Origin of the sequence: Salipiger thiooxidans (assembly GCF_900102075.1) — a bacterium.
Classification (GTDB): domain Bacteria; phylum Pseudomonadota; class Alphaproteobacteria; order Rhodobacterales; family Rhodobacteraceae; genus Salipiger; species Salipiger thiooxidans.
Genome location: NZ_FNAV01000022.1, coordinates 34,319 through 57,607, shown reverse-complemented (window position 1 = coordinate 57,607; position 23,289 = coordinate 34,319). Strand labels below are relative to the sequence as shown.

Here is a 23,289-nt window from a genome sequence, read left to right as displayed (position 1 = left end):
GTCAGGGCAGGAGGACGCGGGGCTCCGGCCGGCCTGCACAGGGCAGGTCGATGGCGTAGACGCAGCCCTGTCCCGCGTCCGGCGCGGTCAGCCCCTCGCGGGCGGTGGTCACGAACATCGTGCGGAACTCCGGGCCGCCGAAGGCCGGGCAGGTGCTCTGGCTGCCCGCCAGCGTGACCTCGAGCCCGGGCTGCCCGTCGGCCCCGTAGCGCGTGACCTTCCCGGCGCCCCATGCGGCATTCCAGAGCGTGCCCTCGGCATCGGTCACCGAGCCGTCGGGCCGCAGGCCGCTCGCGCCCGGGTCGGCGAAGAGCGCGGCCTCGCCCGAGGGCCAGCCCTCGGGGTCGAGCGGCTGGCGCCGGATCCGGCCCTCGGGTGTGTCAGCGAAATAGGCGGTGCGTCCGTCCGGGGCGAAGCAGATCGAGTTGGAGACGCTGATCCCGGCCATCAGCTGGCGCAGCTCGCCGCGATACCAGCGGTAGATCGCCCCGGCGCCGGGCTCCGCGCCCTTGCCCATGGTCCCGATCCAGAACCCGCCCATCGGATCGGCGCGCCCGTCGTTCGAGCGGGTGGCCTCGTTTTCCTCCTCGAGCCGCTGCAGCAGCACCCGCTCGCCGCTTTCGATGTCGAAGCGCCAGAGCCCGGTCTCGGAAGCCACGAGCAGCGTGTCGCGGTCGACCCAGCCGGCGGCGCTGTGGTGCTCGTCGAAGCGCCATTCCAGCGGCGCGTCCCCGTCGCGCGACAGCAGCCTGCGGCCCGCGATGTCGAACCAGAAGAGCTGCTGCCGCTCAGGGTGCCAGAGCGGCCCCTCGCCAAGTTCGCAGGGGCGGTCGTCGTAGAGGGTTGCGCGGTAGGTCATGGGGTGCTCCGGTGGTCTCTCGCCTATTTGCCCCAGTTGAGCGCAATGAGGTCAAGCTCCTGCGAGAGCGACAGCAGCCGCTCGCGCGTGCGCGCGGACATCGGTTTCAGCGGGTGCCGCACATGGTCCGAACCGATCACGCCGCCTTCCTTCATCACCACCTTGGCAGCGCGCAGCCCGCATTGCCGGTTCTCGTGGTTGATGAGCGGAAGGCAGAGCTTCCACTGCGCCAGCGCCGCATCGGTGTCCCCGGCAAGATAGCTGGTGACGATGGGGCGGATCTTCTCGGGCTGCAGCGCCGAGGTCATGGTCCCGGTGCAGCCGGCGTCGAGATCGGCCAGCAGGGTCACCGCCTCCTCGCCGTCGAAGGGGCCGACGATGTGCTCGCCACCCGCCTCGATCAGCGCCGCGAGCTTGTCGGCGGCGAAGGGAGTCTCCATCTTGAAATACGAGACGTTCTCGATCTCGCGGGCCATGCGCGCCAGCAGCGGCACCGACAGGGACACGCCCGAGAGCGGCGCGTCCTGCACCATGATCGGGATCGCGACCGCGTCCGACACCGCCTGGAAATGCTCGAAGATCCCGGCCTCGGCGGGCACCAGCCCGACACCGTGGTAGGGCGGCATCATCATCAGCATCGCAGCGCCGAGGCTCTCGGCCTCGCGGGCGCGGGCGGTCACGATGGCGGTGGCGAAGGCGCTGATGGTGACGATCACCGGCACGCGCCCGGCGACATGCTCGAGGCTCACCCGGGTCAGCGTGGCGCGCTCCTCGTCCGAGAGCAGGAACTGTTCCGAGTAGTTGGCGAGGATGCAGATCGCGTCCACGCCCTGATCGATCATGCAGTCGAGCACGCGGCACATGCCCTGGGGGTCGATGCGCCCGTCGTCGTGGAACGGGGTCGGGGCGACGGGCAGGATTCCGGTCAGCGGTGTCTTCATCGGGGGCCTCTTCAGTCGATGCGGGTCACGGCGAAGCGTGAGGTTTGTCGGTAGGGCTCGCCGCGGCGCAGCACGACGGGCGGGAAGTCCGGGCGGTTGACCGCATCCGGCCAGCCCTGCGGCTCGATGGCGATGCCGGCGTTGGGGCCATGGGGCGCGCCGCCGTGGCCGGGGAAAGGCGCGCTGTCGATCTTGGCGCCCGCGTAGACCTGCAGGCCGGGCTCGGTGCTCGAGACCTCGAGGCGGAGCCCGCCTGCCTCGAGCGTGCAGGCGTGGCGCAGGGTGCCGCGCTCGGTGCTCAGGCAGAAATTGTGGTCGATCCCCGGGTCGGGCGTGCGCGGCGTGCGGTGGTCGAAGACCGTGCGCGCGACCGGCTGCGGCGCGCCTTCGGGGATCTTGGCGCTATCGACGGGCAGGTAGGTCTCGGCCGCGACCGTGAGCCTGTGCCCGCCAAGGTCTGGCTGGCCATCGAGCGACCAGTAGCCGTGGAAGGCGGGGGCAAAGACCGTCTCTCTGTCGGTGGTCGCGGCGATGTCGAGCGTCAGCGCACCGCCCTCGTCGAGCGTGTAGCGGGCCTCGACCTCGAGGGAGCCGGGAAAGCCGCCGAGCCCGCCGGGCCTGTGCAGCGCAAGCGCCACCGAGCTGTCGGTGAGATCCACAATCCGCCAGTTGCTGGTACCGAACCCGTCGGACCCGCCGTGCAGCGTGGTGCGCCCGGCGTCGTTGCGGTCGAGATCGTGGCGCTGCCCGCCCAGCACCATGCGGCCCCCGGCGATGCGATTGGCCACCGGCCCGACGATGGCGCCGAAATAGCGCATCGGGCCGAGATAGGCGTCGAACGCGTCGCACCCCAGCACAAGCGGCACGCCGCCCAGCCGGAAATCGACGAGGCTCGCGCCCCAGCTCATCACCCGCGCGGTGACGTCCCCGGCGGTGATCTTCGCGATCTTCACCGGGCTGCCGTCGGGGGCGGTGCCGAAGGGGGCAGGGGCGTCGGTCACGCGGCGTCCCAGTCGAAGGCTGCCACGACAACGCGCCGGCCCAGCAGGAAGGCGTCGGCCACGTGGCGCAACGGCGCAAGGTCCATGTCGACCCCGCCCGAGCGCACGAGTTCTGCCATCTGCGCGTAGAGCCTCGGGTATTCGCCCGCGAGCCCCGGCAGGCTCTCGTCCCGCGTGCCGTCGATAGACAACGTGGCGCCGCCGTTCTCGAGCAGCAGGGTGCCGGCGTCGGTCTCGGCCTCGATGCTCCAGGTGGGCGGGCCCTGATGCAGCCAGTCGAGCTCCATGCTCACCTCGGCGCGGCCCGGGTGGTGGAAGCGGCAGCTCGCGGCGACGGGGGTCTCGCGGTTCGACGGGAAACGCAGCTCTGCCTCCGTGAGGTGCACGTCGTCGGGCAGGATCTCGGTCAGGATCGACAGCGCGTTGATGCCGGGATCGAAGACGCCGAGCCCGCCGGCCTCGAACACCCAGTCCTGTCCGGGATGCCAGTGCCGGACGTCCTCGAGCCAGGTGATCCGCAGGCGGCGCAGCGTCCGCTCCGCCAGCCAGGCCTTGGCCGCGGGCACCTTGTCGGCCTGCCGCGAATGCCACGTGGCGTAGAGCGACACCCGGTGTCGGCGGGCCATCTCCTCGAGCGCGTGGCATTCGCCGAGGGTCGCGCCGGGGGGCTTTTCCAGCATCACATGGCGTCCGGACTCGATCGCCGCCCGCGCGTAGTCGAAGCGCGGCACCGGCGGCAGGCAGAGCGAGACCACGCGGATGTCCTGCCGCTCGGCCAGCATCCGGGCGAAATCGTCATAGGCGGGCACGCCCTCGACGCGGCCATGGCGCGAAACCGTGGCGGCGAGTTCCCAGTCGGGGCTCGACGCGATGGCGGGCACGTGCTGGTCCACCGCGATCTTCCCGATGCCGACGAGCGCGATCTCCATCAATGCGAGTCCTTTCCGACCGGGGCGCCCCGGCAGCCCTTGAGGAAGTCGAGATCCGCGCCGGTGTCGGCGCCCTGCACATGGGCCTGGTGCAGCCAGGCATAGCCGCTTTCGGGCTGCTCGTGATTGGGCCGCCACGCCGCGAGCCGCGCGCTCAGCTCTTCGTCGGGGATGTCGAGATGGATGCGCCGCTCCGCCACGTCGACCTCGATCATGTCGCCCGAGCGCACCACCGCCAGAGGCCCGCCCGCGGCGGCCTCGGGCGAGGTGTGCAGGATCACCGTACCGTAGGCGGTGCCCGACATGCGCGCGTCCGAGATCCGCACCATGTCGGTGATGCCCTTCTTCAGGACCTTCGGCGGCAGGCCCATGTTGCCGACCTCGGCCATGCCCGGATAGCCCTTGGGCCCGCAGTTCCTAAGCACCATGACGCAGGTCTCGTCGATGTCGAGCGCCTCGTCGTTGATCTGCGCCTTGTAGTCGTCGATGTCCTCGAAGACGACGGCGCGGCCCCGGTGCTTCAGCAGGTGCGGCGAGGCGGCTGAGGGCTTCAGAACCGCCCCGTCGGGGGCGAGGTTGCCGCGCAGCACGGCGATGCCACCCTGCTGCGTGAGCGCCTGGTCGAGCGGCAGGATCACGTCCTCGTTCCAGTTGCGGACGCCCTTCACCTCGTCCCAGATGGTCTCGCCCGAAACGGTGAGCGCATCGCGGTTGAGCTGCCCGCCCTCGCCGAGCCGCTTCAGCACCACCGGCAGGCCGCCGGCGTAGAAGAACTCTTCCATCAGGTACTTGCCCGAGGGCATCAGGTTCACGATGGTCGCCACGTCGCGCCCGCAGCGGTCCCAGTCGTCGAGCGTCAGGTCCACGCCCACCCGGCCCGCGATGGCGAGCAGGTGGATCACCGCGTTGGTCGAGCCGCCGATGGCGCCGTTGCAGCGGATGGCGTTCTCGAAGGCCGCCTTGGACATGATGTCCGAGGGCTTCAGGTCGTCCTTGACCATCTGCACGATGCGTCGCCCCGAAAGCTGGGCCATGACCCGGCGGCGGCTGTCCACCGCCGGGATGGCCGCGTTGCCGGAAAGCGCCATCCCCAGCGCCTCGGCCATCGAGGCCATGGTGCTCGCCGTGCCCATGGTGTTGCAGGTGCCCGACGAACGGCTCATGGATTCCTCCGCCTCGAGGAATTCCTCCTGTGTCATCTCCCCGGCCTTCACCGCCTCGGAGAACTTCCAGAGATGGGTGCCCGAGCCCACGCGTTCGCCCCGGAAATAACCGTTCAGCATCGGCCCGCCGGTCACCACGATGGAGGGCAGGTCGGTCGAGGCCGCGGCCATCAGCAGCGACGGCGTGGTCTTGTCGCAGCCCACCAGCAGCACGGCGCCGTCGATGGGCTGGCCGCGCATCTGTTCCTCGATCGACAGCGCCGCGAGATTGCGGAACATCATCGCGGTGGGGCGGAAGGTGTTCTCGGAGGCCGAGAACACCGGCACCTCGACCGGGAAGCCGCCGGCCTCCCAGATGCCGGCCTTCACCTTCTCGGCCAGCTCACGAAGGTGGCCATTGCAGGGGGTGAGGTCGGACCAGGTGTTGAGGATGCCGATCACCGGGCGCCCGTCGAAGAGGTCGTGCGGGTGCCCCTGGTTCTTCATCCAGCCGCGGTGGTAGATCGTGTCGCGACCATTGCCGCCATACCATTCCTGCGACCGCAGCTTGCGCGGCCAGGGTGCCGGGGAAAACGTCATGGCTCAGCCCTGCTTGCTCTTGTTGTAGACGTCGAAGATCACGGCGGCCAGAAGCACGAGGCCCTTGATCATCTGCTGGTAGTCGATGCCGATGCCCATGATCGACATGCCGTTGTTGAGCACGCCCATCAGGAAGGCGCCGACCACGGCGCCGACGATCTTGCCGACGCCGCCGGACATCGAGGCGCCGCCGATGAACACCGCCGCGATCACGTCGAGCTCGAGCGAGAAGCCCGCCTTGGGCGTCGCGGTGTTGAGCCGTGCGGCGAAGACCAGCCCGGCGGCGGCGGCGAGGATGCCCATGTTGACGAAGGCGAGGAAGGTCAGCCGCTCGGTCTTGATGCCCGAGAGCTTGGCGGCCTTCTGGTTGCCGCCGAGGGCATAGATCCGGCGGCCGGTGACCGTGCGCTCGGTGAGGAAGGCGTAGATGATGGTCAGCACGCCCATGGTGATGAGCACGTTGGGCAGGCCGCGGAAGGTGCTGAGCTTGTACATGATGAAGATCAGCGCCGCGCCGATGATGACGTTGCGGGCGATGAAGAAGCTGCGCGGCTCGTCGACGACGCCGTAGGCCTTGTTGCGGGCGCGCTTGCGCATGCCGCCCCAGACGATGATGGCGGCGGCGACGATGCCGGTGATCAGCGCCAGCACGTTCACCTGTCGTGCGTCGAAGACCGGGGCCAGTGCCTGCCCGATGGCGGCGGGGAAGATGTCTGGCACGAAGCCGTTGGCGATGGTCTGGAACTCGCGCGGGAAGGGGCCCACGGACTGGCCTTCGAGCAGCCACAGCGACAGGCCGCGGAACACCAGCATCCCGGCCAGCGTCACGATGAACGAGGGGATCTTCCAGTAGGCGACCCAGTAGCCCTGAGCCGCGCCGATGAGCCCGCCCACCACGAGGCAGATCAGGATCGTCAGCAGCCACGGTAGCCCCATGTTGACGATCAGCACCGCCGCCAGCGCGCCGATGAAGCCCATCACCGAGCCGACGCTGAGGTCGATGTTGCCCGAGACGATGACGATCAGCATCCCCAGCGCCATGATGATGATGTAGCTGTTCTGCAGCAGCAGGTTGGTGATGTTGACCGGGCGCAGCAGCGTGCCGCCGGTCACGATCTGGAAGAACACCATGATGGCGATCAGGGCGAAGAGCAGCCCGTATTCCCGCAGGTGGCTGAGCAGGTAGTCCCCGACGCTCTTGGTCGCGGTCTCCCCGCCGGTCTGTTCCGCAAGTGCCATGTGCCCCGCTCCTCCCTATTCCGTCACGATGAGCGACATGATGCGCTCCTGGCTGGCCTCTGCCGCGGTGAGCTCACCGACGAGGGCCCCTTCGTTCATCACGTAGATTCGGTCGCACATGCCCAGGAGCTCGGGCATCTCGGACGAGATCATCAGCACCCCTTTCCCCTGTGCCGACAGCTCGTTGATGATGCCGTAGATCTCGAACTTGGCGCCGACGTCGATGCCGCGGGTGGGCTCGTCGAGGATCAGCACCTCGGGCCCGGCGAAGAGCCACTTCGACAGCACCACCTTCTGCTGGTTGCCGCCCGAGAGGTTCATCACCTTCTGGAAGACGCTCGGCGTGCGGATGTTCATCGCCCGTCGGTATTTCTCGGAGACCTCGGTCTCGGCGTTCTCGTTCAGGACCCCGCCCGAGGACACGCCCTGCAGGTTCGCCAGCGTCACGTTGCGCTGGATCGTCTCCTCGAGGATCAGGCCAAGGCTCTTGCGGTCCTCGGTGACGTAGGCGAGGCCCGCGGCGATGGCGCGGTCGACCTTCGAGACGTCGACCTCCTGCCCGCGGATCTTCACCGTGCCAGAGACATTGCGCCCCCACGAGCGGCCAAAGAGGCTCATGGCGAGCTCGGTGCGCCCGGCGCCCATCAGCCCCGCGATGCCCACGACCTCGCCCGCGCGCACGTGCAGGCTGGCCGAGCGGATCACCTGCCGGTCGACGTGCTCGGGGTGCCAGACGTTCCAGTCGCTGACCTCCATCAGCACCTCGCCGGCGCGGCGCTGGCGCTCGGGGTAGCGGTGGGCCATGTCGCGGCCCACCATGTCGCGCACGATGGCGGCCTCGGTGATCGGGTGGCTGCGGGCGTCCATCGTGGACACCGTCGAGCCGTCGCGGATCACGGTCACGGTGTCGGCGACACGCCGCACCTCGTTGAGCTTGTGGCTGATGATGATGCTGGTGACGCCCTGCACCTTCAGCTCGAGCATCAGGTCGAGCAGCGCCTGGCTGTCCGCCTCGGACAGCGCCGCGGTCGGCTCGTCGAGGATCAGCAGCCGGACCTCCTTGGACAGGGCCTTGGCGATCTCGACCAGCTGCTGCTTGCCGACGCCCAGCTTGTCGACCAGTGTCGTCGGGGCCTCGCGCAGGCCGACCTTGCGCAGCAGCGCTTCCGTCCGCTGGAAGGTGCCCTGCCAGTCGATCACGCCGTTGCGGGCGTTCTCGTTGCCGAGAAAGACGTTCTCGGCGATCGACAGCAGCGGCACCAGCGCCAGTTCCTGGTGAATGATGATGATGCCGCGCTTCTCGCTGTCCGAGATGTCGCGGAACTCGGCGAGAGCGCCGTCATAGTGGATCTCGCCGTCGTAGGAGCCCGCCGGGTAGACGCCCGACAGCACCTTCATCAGGGTGGACTTGCCGGCGCCGTTCTCGCCGACCAGCGCGTGGATCTCGCCCTGCCTGACCGTGAGGTTGACCTCGTCGAGCGCCTTGACGCCGGGAAAGGTCTTGGTGATCGCGCGCATTTCGAGAAGTGCGGACATGACACACCCTTCGCTTGAAAGCGGCCCGCCCGGGTCATGGCCCGGACAGGCCAGGAGGAGCCGGTTGGATTACTTGATCTGGTCCATGCTGTAGTAGCCGCTGTCGATCAGGCGCTCTTCCCAGTTCTCGCCGGTGACGGGCAGCGGCTCGAGCAGGTAGGACGGCACCACCTTGACCCCGTTGTCATAGGTCGAGGTGTCGTTGATCTCGGGCTCGCCATCCTTGAGCAGGGCGTCGACCATGCCGACCGTCACGCCCGCAAGCGACCGGGTGTCCTTGAAGATGGTGGAATACTGCTCGCCCGCGAGGATCGACTTCACCGAGGGCACCTCGGCGTCCTGGCCGGTCACGATGGGCATCTTCAGGTCGCCCGAACCGTAGCCCACGCCCTTGAGCGAGGACAGGATGCCGATGGAGAGCCCGTCATAGGGCGACAGGACGCCGTGCACCTCCTTATCGGTGTAGTGGGCCGACAGCAGGTTATCCATGCGCGACTGTGCCACCGCGCCGTCCCAGCGCAGGGTGCCGACGGTGTCCATGCCCATCTGCCCCGAGACGACGTTGACCGAGCCGTCGTCGATCAGCGGCTGCAGCACGCTCATGGCGCCATCGTAGAAGAAGTAGGCGTTGTTGTCGTCCGGCGAACCGCCGAACAGCTCGACGTTCCACGGCTTCACGTCCGGGAACCGTTCCTTGAGTCCGTCGACCAGCGTGGTGGCCTGTTGGACGCCCACCTTGAAGTTGTCGAAGGTGGCGTAATAGTCGACGTTCTCGCTGTCGCGGATCAGCCGGTCATAGGCGATCACCTTGATGCCGCTCGCCGCCGCGTTCTCGAGCGCGTTCGACAGGGTGGTGCCGTCGATGGCGGCGATCACCAGCACGTCCACGCCCTTGGTGATCATGTTCTCGATCTGGGCAAGCTGGTTCGGGATGTCGTCCTCGGCGTATTGCAGGTCGGTCTCGTAGCCGGCTTCCTTGAACTGCTCGACCATCGAGTTGCCGTCGGAAATCCAGCGGGCCGACGACTTGGTCGGCATGGCGATGCCCACGGTGCCATCGGCAAGCGCGGCGGTCGCGAGCAGCGCAACAGCGCTGGCCGAGGCCAGGATTCTCTTGAGATACACGGTATTCCTCCTCTGGATGCGCCAGACGTCTCCCCCGTCGGCGCTGGGTCTCCCTTGCGGGTCCTCCCGAACCCGCTGGAAGGAGTAACAGGGCGTTTACATAACGCTCAATTCGAATTACCGAAAATCTGCATACCTCAGATGATATGTGGTGCCGCCATGGACTTCGCCAACCGTCTCCGGCCTTCCCACCTCGCGCTGCTGATGCGGATTGCCGAGACCGGCCAGCTGCAGCGGGCGGCGCAGATGGCGGCGATGTCGCAGCCTGCCGCGTCGCGCGTGCTGGCCGAGATCGAGGCGCGCGCCGGCGGGGCGCTGTTCGAGCGTCACCCCAAGGGCATGCGCCCGACCGCGCTGGGCGCGCTTTGCATCCGCCACGCCAAGGTGATCCTCGAGGAATACGGCGCGCTCGAGGAAGAGGCGCGGCGTGTGACCTCGGGCGAGACCGGGCGGGTGCGCGTGGGGGCGGTGACTGGCCCCGCGGTGGGGCTGGTGATGCCGGCGGTGCGGCAGGTCCGGGCCGAGGCGCCGGACATCGAGATGACCATCGGTGTCGGCACTTCGAACGAGCTGGTGCGCGGGCTGGTCGACGGCCATTACGATTTCATCATCGCGCGCCTGCCGCCCAACCATGACAGCCGCGATTTCCGCCTGCACCCGGCGCGCAACGAGACCGTGTCGCTGCTGGTGCGGCCGCAGCACCCGCTGGCCGGGCGGCGCGAGGTCACGCTGGCAGAGCTGCTCGAGCACGAGTGGGTGGTGCAGGAGCTGCCCTCTCCGATCCGTCAGGCGGTGGAGGCGGCGTTCCATTCGCAGACCCTGGACACGCCGCCGCGGGTCACCAATTCCTCGTCGCTGCTGGTGGTGCTGGCGCTGCTCGAGAGCACCGACACCATCGCCCCGCAGACCCGCGAGGTGGCGCAGATGCTGGCGCACGGGGCGCTCGGCGCGAAGCTGGTCGAGCTGCACCTGGCCGAGCCCATCATGGTCTCGCCGTGCTTTATCATCCAGAACCGCTTCCGCCCGCTGCACAGCGCCGCCGAGCGGCTGCTGAGGGCGGTGTTCGACCACCTCTGAGGGCGCGAGAGGCCCCGGAATGCGAAAACGCCGCCCCGGTCTCCCGGAGCGGCGTCGCGTTCTCCCCTCGCGGGGATCAGCCGAGAACGGTGGTCAGCGCCGCGTCGATGGTGTCGCTGATGCGGTCGATCTGCTCGGCGCTCACGGTCAGCGCGGGGCTCAGGCAGAGCGTGTTGTTCAGGCCGGGCAGCGAGCGGTTGGTCATGCCGATGATGACGCCGTTGCGGTCGCATTCCGCCACCACCGCCGCGACGGTTTTCTCGTCGAGGGGCGTGCGGTCGCCACGGTCGGCCACCAGCTCGACGCCGCAGAACAAGCCCTTGCCGCGCACGTCGCCGACGGCGGCGTGCTTCTCGCTCAGCGCGTTGAGGTTGTCGAGCAGCCGCGCGCCCATGGCGAGCGTGTTGTCGAGCAGGCCCTCGTCCTCGATGATCCGCATGTTCTCGATGGCCGCGGCCGGACCGGCGGTGCAGCCGCCGAAGGTCGAGATGTCACGGAAGTGGTCGAGCGGGTCGCTGGCGTCGGTCTTGAACAGGTCGAAGACCCGCTCGGAGGTGACGCAGCAGGCAATCGCCGCGTAGCCCGAGGCGACCCCCTTGGCCATGGTCACGAAGTCGGGCTCGATGCCGTAGTTCTGGTAGCCGAACCACGTGCCCGTCCGGCCCAAGCCGCAGACCACCTCGTCGATGTGCAGCAGCACGTCGTGCTTGCGGCAGATCTCCTGCACCCGCTCCCAGTAGCCCGGCGGAGGCGTGATGACGCCACCACCGGCGGTTACCGGCTCGAGGCAGAGCGCGCCCACGGTATCCGGGCCCTCGCGCAGGATGACCTCCTCGATGGCATCGGCGGCGCGCTGGCCATAGGCCTCGCCCGTCAGGTCCCACTGGGCGCGGTACTCGAGGCAATGCGGCACCTCGACGAAACCGGGCGCGAACGGGCCGTACTGGGCGTTGCGCTCGGGCTGGCCGCCTGCGGAGAGCGCGGCGATGGTGGTGCCGTGGTAGTCACGCTCGCGGAACAGGATCTTGCGCTTCTTGCCGCCGAACCGCTTGTGGGCGATCTGGCGGACCATCTTGAAGGCCTTCTCGTTCGCCTCCGATCCCGAGTTGGTGTAGTAGACCCGGCTCATGCCCGGCATCTTCGAGATCAGCTTCTCGGCGAACAGCGCACCGGGCACCGAGCCCGCGGCGCCGGCGAAGTAGTTCATCTTCACCAGCTGCTCGCGCACCGCATCGGCGATGCTCTCGCGGCCGTAGCCCACGTTCACCGTCCAGACGCCGCCCGAGACCGCGTCGAGGAACTCGCGCCCGTTCTGGTCCCAGACCGACAGGCCCTTGCCCTCGACGATGATGCGCGGGTCGCGCGACTCGAGCGCCTTGTGCTGGAACAGGTGGTGCCAGACATGCGCCTTGTCGGCTTCGACCACGGGGGAGAAATCATTGTCTAACATGCGGGCGGACTCCTTGTGCTTTTGCCCGCGACATCAACAGCGCATCGCCGCGCTTCGACAGGGCCAGCAGAGCGGAACGCATGGGGCCAGAGCGGGCCAGATGCCGATATCTCGGGCAATTCGACCGGTTTGGCCGGTTCCGCAGCGCCCGGATATTGAGCTTTCGGCGCCGTGGGCCTAGGACTCCGGCGCTTTCCTCCCGAGGCAAGGACGCCATGTTCGCATCCATCGACCGTGACGCGCCGGAATCGATCCAGGCGCAGCTCCGACGCTCGATCGTCGGGGCGATCCATGCCGGGAAGATGGCGCCGGGCCAGAAGCTGCCGCCGTCGCGGCGGCTGGCCGAACAGCTGGGCATCGCGCGCAACACCGTGGCGGCGGTCTACGAGGAGCTGGTGGCGCGCGGCTATCTCGAGGCGGTGCCGCGGCGCGGTTACTTCGTCGGGCGCGAACTTGACGCGGCGCGCGATGCGGAACTGCCCGCCACCGGGCCCGGGGGGCTCGACTGGGCGGTTCGGATCCGGCAGCGGCCCTCGGCGCTGCGCCACGTCGACAAGCCGTCGAACTGGCAGGATTACGAGTATCCCTTCGTTTGCGGGCAGGTCGACCCGCGGCTCTTTCCCATCGACACGTGGCGGGCCTGCTCGCGCGATGCGCTGGGCCGCTCGGCCATCGACTGGTGGACCGCCGACCGCGCCGTCGAGGACGACCCGCTGCTGGTCGAGCAGATCCGCTCGCAGGTGCTGCCGCAGCGTGGCATCTTCGCGCGGCCCGAGCAGATCCTCGTCACGCTGGGGACGCAGGAGGGGCTCTACCTGCTGTCCCGTCTGCTGGCGCGCCCCGGCGTCCGTGTCGGCGTCGAGAGCCCCGGCTACCCCGACGCCCGCAACATCTTTGCCGCCGACGGGGCCGAGATCGTCGACCTGCCGGTGGATGGAGACGGCGCGCGCACCGACGGCGCCGGTCGGCTCGACGTGGCGGTTCTCACGCCCACCAACCATTGCCCGACCATGGTGCAGATGCCGCCCGAGCGGCGCGAGGCGATCCTGCGGCAGGCCCGGCAGGACGGCACCATCCTGATCGAGGACGATTACGACGGCGAGACCGCCTTCGCCTCGGACGGCACCACGCTGAAGTCGCTCGATGGCGATGGCCGGGTGGTCTATCTCGGCACCTTCTCCAAGGTGCTGGCCCCGGGGGTGCGGCTGGGCTTTCTCGTGGCCGATGCCGCGCTGGTGGACGAGGCGCGCTGGCTGCGGCGGCTGATCCACCGCTCGGCGCCGCTCAACAACCAGCGCACGGCGGCGATCTTCCTTGCCGAGGGCCATTACCTCACGCTGGTCCGCCAGCTCCGCGCCGCGCTCGAGAGCCGCACGCGGAGGGTGCGTGACGGGCGGAGGCGCTACCTGCCGGGCTTCACCATGAGCGAGGGCGGCGGCGGCGCCTCGGTCTGGCTGACCTGCCCCGAGGGGCTCGACGCCAACCGGCTCTGGGACGTGGCGTGGGGCAGGGGGGTGCTGACCGAGACCGGCGATCCCTTCGTGCCGCCCGGGCAGGCCGGACGCTTCCTGCGCATCGGGCTTTCGTACATCGACGACCGCAAGATCGACAGTGGCCTGCGGCTGCTCGGAGAGGCCGCGGCGAGCCTGCGCTAAGCCGCGCTGGCCCCATCGGATTCGCCCCTGTGGCCCATGCAACGCTGCGCTGCAGCGAGGAAGAAGGCGGCATGACAAATCACAGCCTCTCCCCCCTGCTGGACCCGTCCTCCGCGCTCGCCGATTTCGCGGGCATGAACCTCATCAATGGCGCGCGCGTGCCCTCTGACGCGCGGCTCGACGTGCTCAACCCTGCGACCGGCAGGCTGCTGGCCGAGGCCGCTGCGGCGAGCGTTGCCGAGACCGATGCCGCCGTGGCCGCCGCTCTGGACGCGGGCGCCGGCTGGGCCGCGATGCCCGCGCGGGCCCGTGGCAAGGCAGTCGCCGCCGCCGGCCGTGCCATCGCCGCGCAGTCCGAGGCCATCGCCCGGCTGCTCGCCATGGAGACCGGCAAGGCGCTGCGCACCGAGTGCCGCGGCGAGGTTGCCGTCGCCGCCGACCTGCTGGAATTCTACGGCGGGCTCGGGTCCGAGCTGAAGGGCGAGACCGTGCCCTACAACCCGCGCATGCTCACCATGACCACGCGCGAGCCGCTGGGCGTGGTTGCGGCGATCCTGCCGTGGAACGTGCCGCTGGTGCTGATGATGCTCAAGATCGCCCCGGCGCTGGTCGCGGGCAACACCGTGGTGGTCAAGGCCTCGGAAGAGGCGCCCTTTGCGACGCTGCTCTGCGCCGAGATCCTGTCGCATCACCTGCCCGCGGGCGCCGTCAACGTCGTCTGCGGCACCGGCGCCGACTGCGGCGCCGCGCTGACCGCGCATCCGGATGTCGCCAAGATCACCTTCACCGGCTCCGAGGGCGTGGGCCAGGCGGTCTACGAGGCGGGCGCGAAGAAGATCGTGCCGGTGAGCCTCGAGCTGGGCGGCAAGTCCCCGATGATCGTCTGCGCCGACGCCAATCTCGACAAGGTGGTCGAGGGCGCGCTGTCGGGGATGCGCTTCACCCGGCAGGGCCAGAGCTGCACCGCCTCGTCGCGGATCTATGTGCACGACGACCTCAAGGACGCCTTCGTGGCCCGGCTGAGGGCGCGGCTCGACGCCATGGTGATCGGCGACCCGCTCGACGAGGCGACCGAGATCGGCACCATCATCAACGCGAGACAGGCCGCCACCATCCGCAGCTACATCGCCAGGGCCGAGGCCACGCCCGGCGCCGAGGTGATCCGCTGCGGCACCCGTCCCGCAGGCGCGGCGCTGTCACCCGAGCTCTTCGAGCTGCCGACCCTGCTGCTCGGCCTGCCCGAGGATCACCCCTGCGTCACCGACGAGATCTTCGGCCCGGTTGCGGTGATCCAGGGCTGGAGCGACTACGACGACGTGATCGCCCGCGCCAACGACAGCCGCTACGGCCTTGCCGCCACGGTCTGGACCCGCGACCTCAACACCGCGCTCGACGCCACGGCGCGGCTCAACGCGGGCTATGTGCAGGTGAACCAGAACCTGACCATCCAGCCCAACGTCTCCTACGGCGGTTTCGGGCGTTCGGGGCTGGGCAAGGAGGCCTCGCTCGAGGCGATGCTCGAGCACTTCACCCGCAAGAAGACCATCGTGATGAGCTTCGATGGCTGACAGCTGGCCGCTCATCGCGGCCGCCGTTCTGGCGGCGGGGGTGCTGCGCGGGCTCACCGGCTTTGGCTTCGCGCTGGCCGCGGTGCCGCTGATGAGCCTCTTCGTGCCCCCCGCCCACGCCGTGGTCATCGCCATCCTGCTGCAATGCCTCGTGGGGCTGCGCGACGTGGTGGCGATGCACGGGCTGATCGACCGCCAGTCGCTGGGGCTTCTGTCGGCGGGGGCTCTGTTCGGCACGCCGCTCGGGGTCTGGGGGCTGGCGCAGCTCTCGCCCGACATGCTGCGGGTGGTGCTGGCGCTGCTGGTGGGCGCGGGACTGCTGGCATTGCTCCTCAGGGTGCGGCTGTCGCCCGGACCTGGTCCGGCGCTGGGCGCGGGCATGGTCTCGGGGATCTTCGCGGGGCTCGCGGCGATGCCCGGGCCGCCCGCCATCGCCTATTTCCTCGGCCGTGCCCAGCCCGCCGCCTGCACCCGCGCCTCGCTGATGGTGTTCTTCTTCGTCACCGCGCTGATGGCGATGCCGGGGCTCTACTGGTCGGGGCAGCTGTCGGCGGGGCTGTTCGTGCAGGCGGTGATCGCCTTCCCGGCGATGCTGCTGGGCACATGGGCGGGCGGACACGGCTTCCGCAGGCTGGGCGAGGGCGGCTACCGCGCCGCTGCCCTGCTGCTGCTCGCGGCGATGGCGCTGCTGACCGGACTGCGCGGGATCTTGGGCCTGCTCTGAGCTCGGGGTCCGCCAGCGGCCTATCTTGCTGGACGTGAACTTTTTTTGCCGCCCTTGAAACTCTTTCATTCCGGGCTCCGTCTCTTCTGCTGTGGCCAACGGAAGAGAGGTTCGGGTGACTGACAGGGGATTGAAGTGCGCCGTGATCGGAAGCGGCGTCTCGGGGCTTGCCACGGCGTGGTTGCTGGCACCGCATCACGAGGTGACCGTCTTCGAGGCCGAGGACCGCCCCGGCGGCCACGCCCGCACTGCCGAGGTCGACGGAATCGCCGTGGATACCGGCTTCATCGTCTGCAACCGCCGGACCTATCCGCTCTTCATCCCGCTGCTCGAGCATCTGGGCGTCGAGCTGGCCGATAGCGACATGAGCTTCGCGGCGAGCTTCGGCAACGGCGCGCTGGAATACGGCACCACCCGCACGCGGGACCTGTTTGCCCAGGCCCGCAGGCTCGCCGACCCGTCGCACTGGCGCATGATCAACGATATCCTGCGCTTCTTCCGGCAGGCGCCGCAACGGGTCGAGGCGGGGCAGAGCATCGGCGAGCTGCTCTCGGCGCTGGGGCTCGGGACCGAGTTCCGTGACCGTTTCCTGATGCCGATCTCCGGCGCGATCTGGTCGACGCCCACCCGCGACATGATGGACTTCCCCGCAGAGAGCTTCGTGCGCTTCTTCGAGAACCACGGCCTGCTCACCGTCAACGACCAGCCGCAGTGGCTGACGGTCCGGGGCGGCTCGGCGCGCTACGTCGAGGCGCTTCTGGCCGCCACGCAGGCGCGGCTGCGACTGGGCTGCCCGGTTTCGGCGGTGGTGCGCGACGGCATGGGCGTGAATGTGATCAGCGCCCACGGCGCCGAGCGGTTCGACCGGGTGATCCTTGCCACCCACGCGCCGCAGGCGCTGCGGATGCTCGAGCGGCCCGATCCGCAGGAGCAGGCGATCCTCGGGACGTTCCGCACCGAGCCCAACCGCATGGTGCTGCATTCCGACACGCGCTTCCTGCCGCGGCGGCGGTCGATCTGGTCGTCTTGGAACTATGTCACCGAAGGCGACACGGCGCTGAGCGGGCGGCCGATCAGCCTGTCCTACTGGATGAACCGGCTGCAGCCGCTGGGCACCGACCGTCCGATGATCGTGACGCTGAACCCCGAGCACGAGCCGCGGCACATCCATGACGAAGCGGAGCTGAACCACCCGCAATACGACGCGGCGACGGTCTCGGCGCAGGCCCGCCTGCCCGGGATCCAGGGCCGGGGTGGCGTCCACTACGCCGGCGCGTGGACCCGCTACGGCTTTCACGAGGACGGCGTGCTCTCGGCGTTGCGGGTGGCGCAGTCCATGGGGATCGACTGGCCGCTCGGCGCCGATCCCTGGGCGGCGGAGCGCCCGCCCGAGCCGCGCCCGTTCCTGGAGGCGGCGGAATGACCGACCTCTGGCAGGGCGCGCTTGTCGATGGCCGGATCTGGCACGCCCGCAAGGGTGACGTCGAGCGCGCCTTCCGCTATTCCGGCCTCTACCTCGCGCTGCCGGTGCGGGCGCTCGAACAGGGCCTGCTGCCGATCCGCCCCGACGCGGGCGGCGCCTGGAGCCTGCGGCGGCGCGACTACGGCCACCGCGACGGCAGCGCGCTCTCGGCGTTCATCCACGACCAGCTGGCGCCCGTGGGGCTCGGTCATTGCGAGGTGACGCTGGTCACCACCGCGCGCAGCCCGGGCTACGGCTTCAACCCGGTGAGCTTCTGGCTCGCCCGCGACGAGGGCGGGCTGCGGGCGGTGCTGGCCGAGGTCTCGAACACCTTCGGCGAGCGGCACCTCTACCTCTGTCACCACGCCGACAACCGCCCCATCACCCGCTCGGACCGGATCTCGGGGCGCAAGCTCTTCCACGTGTCGCCCTTCCTCCCGCGCGAGGGACACTACGTGTTCCGCTTCGATCCCGGCCCCGACCGGTTCGGCGCCTGGGTCGACTGGATCGGCGAGGGCGGCGAGGTGAAGCTGCAGACCTCGCTCGCCGGCCCGGCGCGGGCGCTGACCCCCCGCAGCCTTGCCATGGCGCGGGCCCGGCACCTGTTCCAGTCGCAGAAGGTGATCGCCCTGATCCACTGGCAGGCGCTCAAGCTTGTTCTGCGTGGGGTTCGCTTTATCTCAAAACCCGAACAGCTTCCCCGGAGACGCTCCGAGGCCAAGGACAGGGTCAGCCGCGATGTTTGAACGTCAGATGGAAAGCAAGATGCTGGGGTGCCTCGACCTGATCGAGGTCGGCAGCCTGACCCTCACGACGCCGGATGGCAAGGTGCGCCGGTTCGAGGGGCGCTTTCCCGGGCCGGAAGCGGATTTCACCATCACCGACTGGCGCACCGTGCCCGCGGCGGCGGCGCGCGGCGACATCGGGCTGACCGAGGCCTATCGCGACGGCTGGTGCGACAGCACCGATCTCGCCGCCTTCCTCGCCTTCGCGCTGGCCAACGAGAAGCCGCTGGAGCCGTTTCTCTACGGCCACCCGATGCAGGCGCTGCTGGTGCGCGCTCTGTATCTCTTCAACCGCAACACCAAGCGGGGCTCGCGCCGGAACATCCAGGCACACTATGACCTCGGCAACGCGTTCTACCGGCTCTGGCTCGACGACACGATGACCTACTCCTCGGCACTGTTCCTGCCCGAGGACGCCCAGGCCTCGGATCCGCTGCTGGCCGGGCAGCAGCGCAAGTACGACCGCATCCTCGACGGGCTTGGCACCTCGTCCGGGCGGCTGCTCGAGATCGGCTGCGGCTGGGGTGGCTTCGCCGAGCGCGCCATGTCGCGGGGCGATTTCCACCCCAAGGGGCTGACGCTCTCGCATGAGCAGGCGAGCTTCGCCCGTGAGCGGCTGGGCCGCGACGCCGAGATCGCGCTGCAGGATTACCGCGACGAATACGGGCGCTTCGACCACGTGGTGTCCATCGAGATGTTCGAGGCGGTGGGCGAGCGCTACTGGCCGACCTATTTCGGCAAGATCGCCCATGTGCTGTCGGAAAAGGGCCGGGCGATGGTGCAGACCATCACCGTGGGCGACGCCTATTTCGACCGCTACCGCGCGGGCGGCGACATGATCCGCAGCTTCATCTTCCCGGGCGGCATGCTGCCCTCGCCGGACGTGTTCCGCGAGGTGGCGAAGGGCGCCGGGCTGCGGGTCGAGGACGCCTATGCCTTCGGTCAGGACTATGCCCGCACCCTGCGCGACTGGCTCACCCGCTTCGACGCCCGCGTGACCGAAGTGCGCGGGCTGGGCTTCGACGATCCATTCATCCGGGTCTGGCGCTTCTATCTTGCCGCCTGCATCGCGGCCTTCGAGACCGGGCGCACCAACGTCTACCAGTACCGCATGGCCCATGTCTGACCCTGAGCGTATCTGGATCGTCGGCGCCTCCGAGGGCATCGGCGCCGAGCTCGCCCGCGCCTATGCCGCCCGTGGCGCCTCGCTGGTGATCTCGGCGCGCTCCGAGGACAAGCTTCAGGCGCTGGCCGACGAGATCGGCGCCGAGGCGGTGCCCGCGGACGTGTCCGACCCCCAGAGCCTCGCGACGGCGGCAGAGCGCATCGCCGCGGGCGGGCTTCTCGACCGGGCGATCACGCTGGCGGCGCTCTACGATCCCGGCAAGGTGCTCGAGATCGACCCGGAGTTCGCCGCGAAGATCGTCTCCGTCAACCTCACCGGCAGCTTCCATTTCGCCCGGGCCGCGGCGCCGCTCCTGCGCGAGGGGGGCGATCTGGTGCTCACCGGCTCGGTCGCGGGCTATGTCGGGCTGCCGCAGGGGCAGATCTACTCCGCCTCGAAGGCGGGCGTCATCAGCCTTGCCGAAACGCTGCGGGCCGAGCTGGCCCCGGGGATCCGGGTGCGGATGATCAGCCCGGGCTTCGTTGCCACCCGGCTCACCGAGAAGAACAGCTTCGAGATGCCGGCGGTGCTGCAGCCTGAGGACGCGGCGCAGCGCATCGTGCGCGGGCTCGACGGCAGGCGCTTCGAGGTGCATTTCCCGCGCCGACTGACGCTGCCGCTGAAGCTCTTGCGCGTGCTGCCCTACGGCATCGCGCTGCGGCTCACCGCGCGGCTGGTGCAGTGAGCCGCGCCGCGCGCTCAGCCGTGGATCCAGCGGGTGATGGTGACGCCCGCCCAGGCCGAGCCGCCGGTCAGCGCCGCGCCCCACAGGCTGTCGATCACCACCTGGTTCCACGACCAGCCGCGCAACGTCGCGAGGTTGGTGAACTCGTAGGTGCCGTAGCACATCAGCCCCAGCAGCGCCCCGCCGAGCAGCGCCTGCACCGGGCGTCCGGCGGCCAGCGCCGGGACCGAGACGAAGTAGAGCAGCCCCGCGATGTAGAAGAGGTAGAACGCCGCCGCCGGGCCCAGCCGCAGCGGATCGGCCAGCATCTCGCCCACGTGGCGCTCGAAGACCGGCTTGATGAGGGTCGTGATGCCCACGATGTCGATCACGAGGAAGATCGCGAGGGTGGCGCCGTAGAGGGTGACAAGCTGCATGCGGGGAACTCCTTGCTTCCCGGAAGAAACGAGCGCGCGGGGCGGAAAGTTTCAACCCCGCGCGATGGTTGGCGTGGAACGCAGGGCGGGGTGCCGGGGGGAGGACATGTCATGGCGAAGATGCGCAGGAAGGCGGACCTGCCGGTGAAGCTCTGCGCCCGGTGCGGGCGGCCCTTCGCGTGGCGCCGCAAGTGGGCGCGGGACTGGGAGGCGGTGAAGTTCTGCTCCGACCGCTGCCGGACCGAGGCGCGGAAACCCTTGTGAGCAGGAGCCTGCGCCTTATCCTCGGCGACCAGCTCACCCGGTCGCTGTCCTCGCTTTCGGACCTCGGCGAGGATGATGTGGTGCTGATGGTCGAGGTCGGCGACGAAACCAGCTACGTCCGCCACCACCCGCAGAAGATCGCGCTGATCCTCTCGGCCATGCGCCACTTCGCCGAAGAGCTGCGCGGGCGGGGCGTCACCGTCGACTACGTGACGCTGGACGATCCCGACAACACCCACAGCTTCGGCGGCGAGCTGGCGCGCGCGGTGAAGCGCCACGATCCCGCCCGCATCATCGTCACCGAGCCAGGCGAATGGCGCGTGTGGGAGATGATGGGCGACTGGGAAAGCGATCTCGACCTGCCCGTCGAGATCCGCACGGACGACCGCTTCTACTGCTCCCGCGAGGCGTTCGCCGAGCTCGTCGCGGCCGGCAAGACCACCCGTATGGAGTACTTCTACCGCGAGATGCGCCGCCGCACCGGGTTGCTGATGGAGGGCGACGGGCCGGCGGGCGGCGACTGGAACTTCGACGCCGAGAACCGCAAGGCGCTGCCCAAGGGGCTCGAGCTGCCGCACCGCATGCGCTTTCGCCCCGACGAGACCACGCAGGAGGTGCTGGAGCTCGTGGCTGCGCGATTCGACAACCATTTCGGCGATCTCGAGGGCTTCGGCTGGGCGGTGACCCGCGACGAGGCGCTGCGGGCACTGCGCCATTTCATCAAGGATTGCCTGCCGACCTTCGGCGACTACCAGGACGCCATGAAGGCGGGCGAGGATTTCCTCTTCCACGGCGTGCTCTCGCCCTATCTCAACCTAGGCCTGCTGACCGCTGCCGAGGTCTGCGAGAAGGCCCAACAGGCGTGGCAGGATGGAGACGTGCCGCTGAACGCCGCCGAGGGCTTCATCCGCCAGATCCTCGGCTGGCGCGAGTTCGTGCGCGGCATCTACTGGACCGAGATGCCGGGCTACGAGGACAGCAACTTCCTGAACGCAAAGCGCGACCTGCCCGAGATGTACTGGGGCGCCGGGACCCGGATGCGCTGCATGGAAGACTGCATCGGCACCACGCGGCGCAACGCCTATGCCCACCACATCCAGCGGCTGATGGTGACGGGGAACTTCGCGCTGCTGGCCGGGGTCGCGCCGCGCCAGATCGAGAAATGGTATCTCGAGGTCTACGCCGACGCCTTCGAATGGGTCGAGCTGCCCAACGTGCACGGCATGGTGATGCATGCGGATGGCGGGCGGCTGGGCTCCAAGCCCTACGCGGCCTCGGGCAGCTACATCAACCGCATGTCCGACTACTGCGGCGCGTGCTCCTACGATCTCAAGCAGAAGACCGGCGAGGACGCCTGCCCGTTCAACTATCTGTACTGGAATTTCCTGATCGAGAACGAGGAGGCGCTGGGCGACAACCGGCGCATGGGCCTGATGTTCGCGAACCTGCGCAAGAAGGACAAGGCCGAGCGCGACCGGATCACCGGCTCGGCGAAGGCGTTCCTGGATGGAGGGGAGTGGCCCTGAGCCCCGGGCCGGAGGGGCCGCCCCGCGTCGGGCGCCGGGGCGGTCGATGTGCCTGCAGGCGGTTGCGATCAGGCCGCGAGGCCCTTGGCGCCCATGTTCAGGAACTTCTCGCGGCGCGCGTTGACCAGCGCCTTGGGCTTCATGCCGTCCATCTCTCCCAGCATCGACGCGATGGTCTTGCCGACCGCGGCGATGGTGCCCGACGCATCACGGTGCGCGCCGCCCAGCGGCTCGGCGATGATGCGGTCGGCGACGCCGAGCTTCAGCAGGTCCTGCGCGGTCAGACGCAGTGCCTCGGCGGCCTCGCGCATCTTCTCGGCGTCTTTCCAGAGGATCGACGCGCAGCCCTCTGGCGAGATCACCGAGTAGACCGAATGCTCGAGCATCGCGACGCGGTTGGCGGTCGCAAAGGCCACGGCGCCACCAGAGCCGCCCTCGCCGATGATCACCGAGACCAGCGGCACGCCGATCTGCAGGCATTTCTCGGTCGAGCGGGCGATCGCCTCGGACTGGCCGCGCTCTTCCGCGCCCTTGCCCGGGTAGGCGCCGGGGGTGTCCACCAGCGTGATCACCGGCAGGCCGAAGCGGTCGGCCATCTCCATCAGGCGGATCGCCTTGCGGTAGCCCTCGGGGCGCGCCATGCCGAAGTTGCGCTCGATGCGGGACTGAGTGTCGTTGCCCTTCTCGTGGCCGATCACCATCACCGGCTTGTCGTTGAAGCGCGCGAGCCCGCCCATCACCGCGTGGTCGTCCGCGAAGCCGCGGTCGCCGGCAAGCGGCGTGTACTCGGTGAACAGCGCCTCGATGTAATCCTTGCAATGCGGCCGGTCGGGATGCCGCGCCACCTGGCATTTCCGCCAGGGGGTGAGCTTCTTGTAGAGCTCCTTGAGCATCTCCTGCCCCTTGCGGTCGAGGGCGGCGGCCTCTTCCTCGACATGCATCTCCTCATTCTTCCGCGCCATGTTGCGGAGTTCTTCTGCCTTGCCCTCGATCTCGGCGAGGGGTTTTTCGAAGTCGAGATAATGCGTCATTGCCCGGGCACTCTTGTTATGCGGGGCCTATATGGCGTCTGTGGGTCCGGGATGCAACAAAGCAAGATTTGTCACGCCCGGATCCGGCGGGGACGACGCGCTGTCGCGA

General features: G+C 69.1%; 21 protein-coding genes. 10 read left to right on the top strand and 11 right to left on the bottom strand.

The window, feature by feature from the left end; all coding sequences use genetic code 11:
- Position 1: 1 nt before the first annotated feature.
- From BLQ77_RS24310 to chvE, 8 genes are all read right to left on the bottom strand, one after another.
- Complete coding sequence (locus BLQ77_RS24310) at positions 2 to 859, bottom strand: SMP-30/gluconolactonase/LRE family protein (protein ID WP_089963496.1); 858 nt, start codon at positions 857 to 859, stop codon at positions 2 to 4.
- 23 nt (positions 860 to 882) lie between these two features.
- Positions 883 to 1,800, bottom strand: a complete 918-nt coding sequence (locus BLQ77_RS24305) for a dihydrodipicolinate synthase family protein (protein ID WP_089963494.1) — start codon at positions 1,798 to 1,800, stop codon at positions 883 to 885.
- A gap of 11 nt (positions 1,801 to 1,811) precedes the next feature.
- Complete coding sequence (locus BLQ77_RS24300; protein WP_089963491.1) at positions 1,812 to 2,801, bottom strand: aldose epimerase family protein; 990 nt, start codon at positions 2,799 to 2,801, stop codon at positions 1,812 to 1,814.
- Positions 2,798 to 3,730 carry a Gfo/Idh/MocA family protein gene (locus BLQ77_RS24295; RefSeq protein WP_089963489.1) on the bottom strand — a complete coding sequence of 311 codons (933 nt, stop codon included), beginning with the start codon at positions 3,728 to 3,730 and terminating at the stop codon, positions 2,798 to 2,800. Before BLQ77_RS24295 ends, BLQ77_RS24300 begins: the two co-directional genes overlap by 4 nt.
- Positions 3,730 to 5,472 carry an L-arabinonate dehydratase gene (gene araD, locus BLQ77_RS24290; protein ID WP_089963486.1) on the bottom strand — a complete coding sequence of 581 codons (1,743 nt, stop codon included), beginning with the start codon at positions 5,470 to 5,472 and terminating at the stop codon, positions 3,730 to 3,732. Before araD ends, BLQ77_RS24295 begins: the two co-directional genes overlap by 1 nt.
- A gap of 3 nt (positions 5,473 to 5,475) precedes the next feature.
- Positions 5,476 to 6,711: a multiple monosaccharide ABC transporter permease gene (gene mmsB, locus BLQ77_RS24285; RefSeq protein WP_008886539.1), complete on the bottom strand. Its 1,236-nt coding sequence runs from the start codon at positions 6,709 to 6,711 to the stop codon at positions 5,476 to 5,478.
- A 15-nt stretch (positions 6,712 to 6,726) separates the two neighbouring features.
- Complete coding sequence (mmsA, locus tag BLQ77_RS24280; protein ID WP_089963484.1) at positions 6,727 to 8,247, bottom strand: multiple monosaccharide ABC transporter ATP-binding protein; 1,521 nt, start codon at positions 8,245 to 8,247, stop codon at positions 6,727 to 6,729.
- Positions 8,248 to 8,316: 69 nt separating this feature from the next.
- Positions 8,317 to 9,372 carry a multiple monosaccharide ABC transporter substrate-binding protein gene (gene chvE, locus BLQ77_RS24275; RefSeq protein ID WP_089963481.1) on the bottom strand — a complete coding sequence of 352 codons (1,056 nt, stop codon included), beginning with the start codon at positions 9,370 to 9,372 and terminating at the stop codon, positions 8,317 to 8,319.
- Between the two features lie 159 nt (positions 9,373 to 9,531).
- Here chvE and BLQ77_RS24270 point away from each other — a divergent pair, with 159 nt between their 5' ends.
- Positions 9,532 to 10,449, top strand: a complete 918-nt coding sequence (locus tag BLQ77_RS24270; RefSeq protein WP_089963478.1) for a LysR family transcriptional regulator — start codon at positions 9,532 to 9,534, stop codon at positions 10,447 to 10,449.
- Between the two features lie 76 nt (positions 10,450 to 10,525).
- Here the strand turns inward: BLQ77_RS24270 and BLQ77_RS24265 are convergent, their stop codons facing one another.
- Positions 10,526 to 11,899, bottom strand: coding sequence for an aminotransferase family protein (locus tag BLQ77_RS24265; RefSeq protein ID WP_089963475.1), 1,374 nt, complete (start codon positions 11,897 to 11,899; stop codon positions 10,526 to 10,528).
- 215 nt (positions 11,900 to 12,114) lie between these two features.
- Here BLQ77_RS24265 and BLQ77_RS24260 point away from each other — a divergent pair, with 215 nt between their 5' ends.
- The 7 genes from BLQ77_RS24260 to BLQ77_RS24230 all read left to right on the top strand — a co-directional run bounded on the left by BLQ77_RS24260 (position 12,115) and on the right by BLQ77_RS24230 (position 19,943).
- Entirely contained in the window at positions 12,115 to 13,554 is a 1,440-nt protein-coding gene (locus BLQ77_RS24260) for an aminotransferase-like domain-containing protein (protein ID WP_089963473.1), read from the top strand.
- A 71-nt stretch (positions 13,555 to 13,625) separates the two neighbouring features.
- Positions 13,626 to 15,122, top strand: coding sequence for an aldehyde dehydrogenase family protein (locus BLQ77_RS24255; RefSeq protein ID WP_089963471.1), 1,497 nt, complete (start codon positions 13,626 to 13,628; stop codon positions 15,120 to 15,122).
- Positions 15,115 to 15,846 (top strand): sulfite exporter TauE/SafE family protein, encoded by a 732-nt coding sequence (locus BLQ77_RS24250; RefSeq protein WP_089963467.1) that lies wholly within the window; start codon positions 15,115 to 15,117, stop codon positions 15,844 to 15,846. The genes BLQ77_RS24255 and BLQ77_RS24250 overlap by 8 nt, the downstream gene beginning before the upstream one ends.
- A 142-nt stretch (positions 15,847 to 15,988) precedes the next feature.
- The gene (locus tag BLQ77_RS24245) at positions 15,989 to 17,269 is read left to right on the top strand and encodes an NAD(P)/FAD-dependent oxidoreductase (RefSeq protein ID WP_242661846.1); all 1,281 of its coding nucleotides are present in this window, start codon (positions 15,989 to 15,991) and stop codon (positions 17,267 to 17,269) included.
- On the top strand, positions 17,266 to 18,054 hold the full coding sequence (locus tag BLQ77_RS24240) for a DUF1365 domain-containing protein (protein WP_089963463.1): 789 nt from the start codon (positions 17,266 to 17,268) through the stop codon (positions 18,052 to 18,054). The genes BLQ77_RS24245 and BLQ77_RS24240 overlap by 4 nt, the downstream gene beginning before the upstream one ends.
- A complete protein-coding gene (locus BLQ77_RS24235; RefSeq protein ID WP_089963461.1) occupies positions 18,047 to 19,219 on the top strand; it encodes an SAM-dependent methyltransferase in 1,173 nt (390 codons plus the stop codon). Before BLQ77_RS24240 ends, BLQ77_RS24235 begins: the two co-directional genes overlap by 8 nt.
- On the top strand, positions 19,212 to 19,943 hold the full coding sequence (locus BLQ77_RS24230) for an SDR family NAD(P)-dependent oxidoreductase (RefSeq protein ID WP_089963459.1): 732 nt from the start codon (positions 19,212 to 19,214) through the stop codon (positions 19,941 to 19,943). The genes BLQ77_RS24235 and BLQ77_RS24230 overlap by 8 nt, the downstream gene beginning before the upstream one ends.
- Positions 19,944 to 19,957: 14 nt before the next feature.
- On the opposite strand, the gene BLQ77_RS24225 is transcribed toward BLQ77_RS24230, so the two are convergent.
- The gene (locus tag BLQ77_RS24225; RefSeq protein WP_008886882.1) at positions 19,958 to 20,359 is read right to left on the bottom strand and encodes a DUF2177 family protein; all 402 of its coding nucleotides are present in this window, start codon (positions 20,357 to 20,359) and stop codon (positions 19,958 to 19,960) included.
- 111 nt (positions 20,360 to 20,470) lie between these two features.
- Between BLQ77_RS24225 and BLQ77_RS24220 the strand changes: the two genes are divergently transcribed.
- Together BLQ77_RS24220 and BLQ77_RS24215 are read left to right on the top strand one after the other, a co-directional pair.
- Positions 20,471 to 20,623 (top strand): DUF2256 domain-containing protein, encoded by a 153-nt coding sequence (locus BLQ77_RS24220; RefSeq protein WP_089963457.1) that lies wholly within the window; start codon positions 20,471 to 20,473, stop codon positions 20,621 to 20,623.
- Positions 20,620 to 22,149 carry a cryptochrome/photolyase family protein gene (locus tag BLQ77_RS24215; protein ID WP_089963455.1) on the top strand — a complete coding sequence of 510 codons (1,530 nt, stop codon included), beginning with the start codon at positions 20,620 to 20,622 and terminating at the stop codon, positions 22,147 to 22,149. The genes BLQ77_RS24220 and BLQ77_RS24215 overlap by 4 nt, the downstream gene beginning before the upstream one ends.
- 68 nt (positions 22,150 to 22,217) lie before the next feature.
- Here BLQ77_RS24215 and BLQ77_RS24210 read toward each other — a convergent pair whose 3' ends face one another.
- On the bottom strand, positions 22,218 to 23,180 hold the full coding sequence (locus tag BLQ77_RS24210; protein WP_089963453.1) for an acetyl-CoA carboxylase carboxyltransferase subunit alpha: 963 nt from the start codon (positions 23,178 to 23,180) through the stop codon (positions 22,218 to 22,220).
- Positions 23,181 to 23,289: the final 109 nt, after the last annotated feature.

Excerpts from the sequence above, each read along its gene's own strand:
- BLQ77_RS24260 (WP_089963473.1), top strand. The coding sequence starts at position 12,115 with ATGTTCGCATCCATCGACCGTGACGCGCCGGAATCGATCCAGGCGCAG.
- mmsB (WP_008886539.1), bottom strand. The coding sequence starts at position 6,711 with ATGGCACTTGCGGAACAGACCGGCGGGGAGACCGCGACCAAGAGCGTC.
- mmsA (WP_089963484.1), bottom strand. The coding sequence starts at position 8,247 with ATGTCCGCACTTCTCGAAATGCGCGCGATCACCAAGACCTTTCCCGGC.
- araD (WP_089963486.1), bottom strand. The coding sequence starts at position 5,472 with ATGACGTTTTCCCCGGCACCCTGGCCGCGCAAGCTGCGGTCGCAGGAA.
- BLQ77_RS24310 (WP_089963496.1), bottom strand. The coding sequence starts at position 859 with ATGACCTACCGCGCAACCCTCTACGACGACCGCCCCTGCGAACTTGGC.
- BLQ77_RS24305 (WP_089963494.1), bottom strand. The coding sequence starts at position 1,800 with ATGAAGACACCGCTGACCGGAATCCTGCCCGTCGCCCCGACCCCGTTC.
- BLQ77_RS24235 (WP_089963461.1), top strand. The coding sequence starts at position 18,047 with ATGTTTGAACGTCAGATGGAAAGCAAGATGCTGGGGTGCCTCGACCTG.
- BLQ77_RS24270 (WP_089963478.1), top strand. The coding sequence starts at position 9,532 with ATGGACTTCGCCAACCGTCTCCGGCCTTCCCACCTCGCGCTGCTGATG.
- BLQ77_RS24255 (WP_089963471.1), top strand. The coding sequence starts at position 13,626 with ATGACAAATCACAGCCTCTCCCCCCTGCTGGACCCGTCCTCCGCGCTC.
- BLQ77_RS24295 (WP_089963489.1), bottom strand. The coding sequence starts at position 3,730 with ATGGAGATCGCGCTCGTCGGCATCGGGAAGATCGCGGTGGACCAGCAC.
- BLQ77_RS24230 (WP_089963459.1), top strand. The coding sequence starts at position 19,212 with ATGTCTGACCCTGAGCGTATCTGGATCGTCGGCGCCTCCGAGGGCATC.
- BLQ77_RS24240 (WP_089963463.1), top strand. The coding sequence starts at position 17,266 with ATGACCGACCTCTGGCAGGGCGCGCTTGTCGATGGCCGGATCTGGCAC.
- BLQ77_RS24220 (WP_089963457.1), top strand. The coding sequence starts at position 20,471 with ATGGCGAAGATGCGCAGGAAGGCGGACCTGCCGGTGAAGCTCTGCGCC.
- BLQ77_RS24250 (WP_089963467.1), top strand. The coding sequence starts at position 15,115 with ATGGCTGACAGCTGGCCGCTCATCGCGGCCGCCGTTCTGGCGGCGGGG.
- BLQ77_RS24265 (WP_089963475.1), bottom strand. The coding sequence starts at position 11,899 with ATGTTAGACAATGATTTCTCCCCCGTGGTCGAAGCCGACAAGGCGCAT.
- BLQ77_RS24225 (WP_008886882.1), bottom strand. The coding sequence starts at position 20,359 with ATGCAGCTTGTCACCCTCTACGGCGCCACCCTCGCGATCTTCCTCGTG.
- BLQ77_RS24210 (WP_089963453.1), bottom strand. The coding sequence starts at position 23,180 with ATGACGCATTATCTCGACTTCGAAAAACCCCTCGCCGAGATCGAGGGC.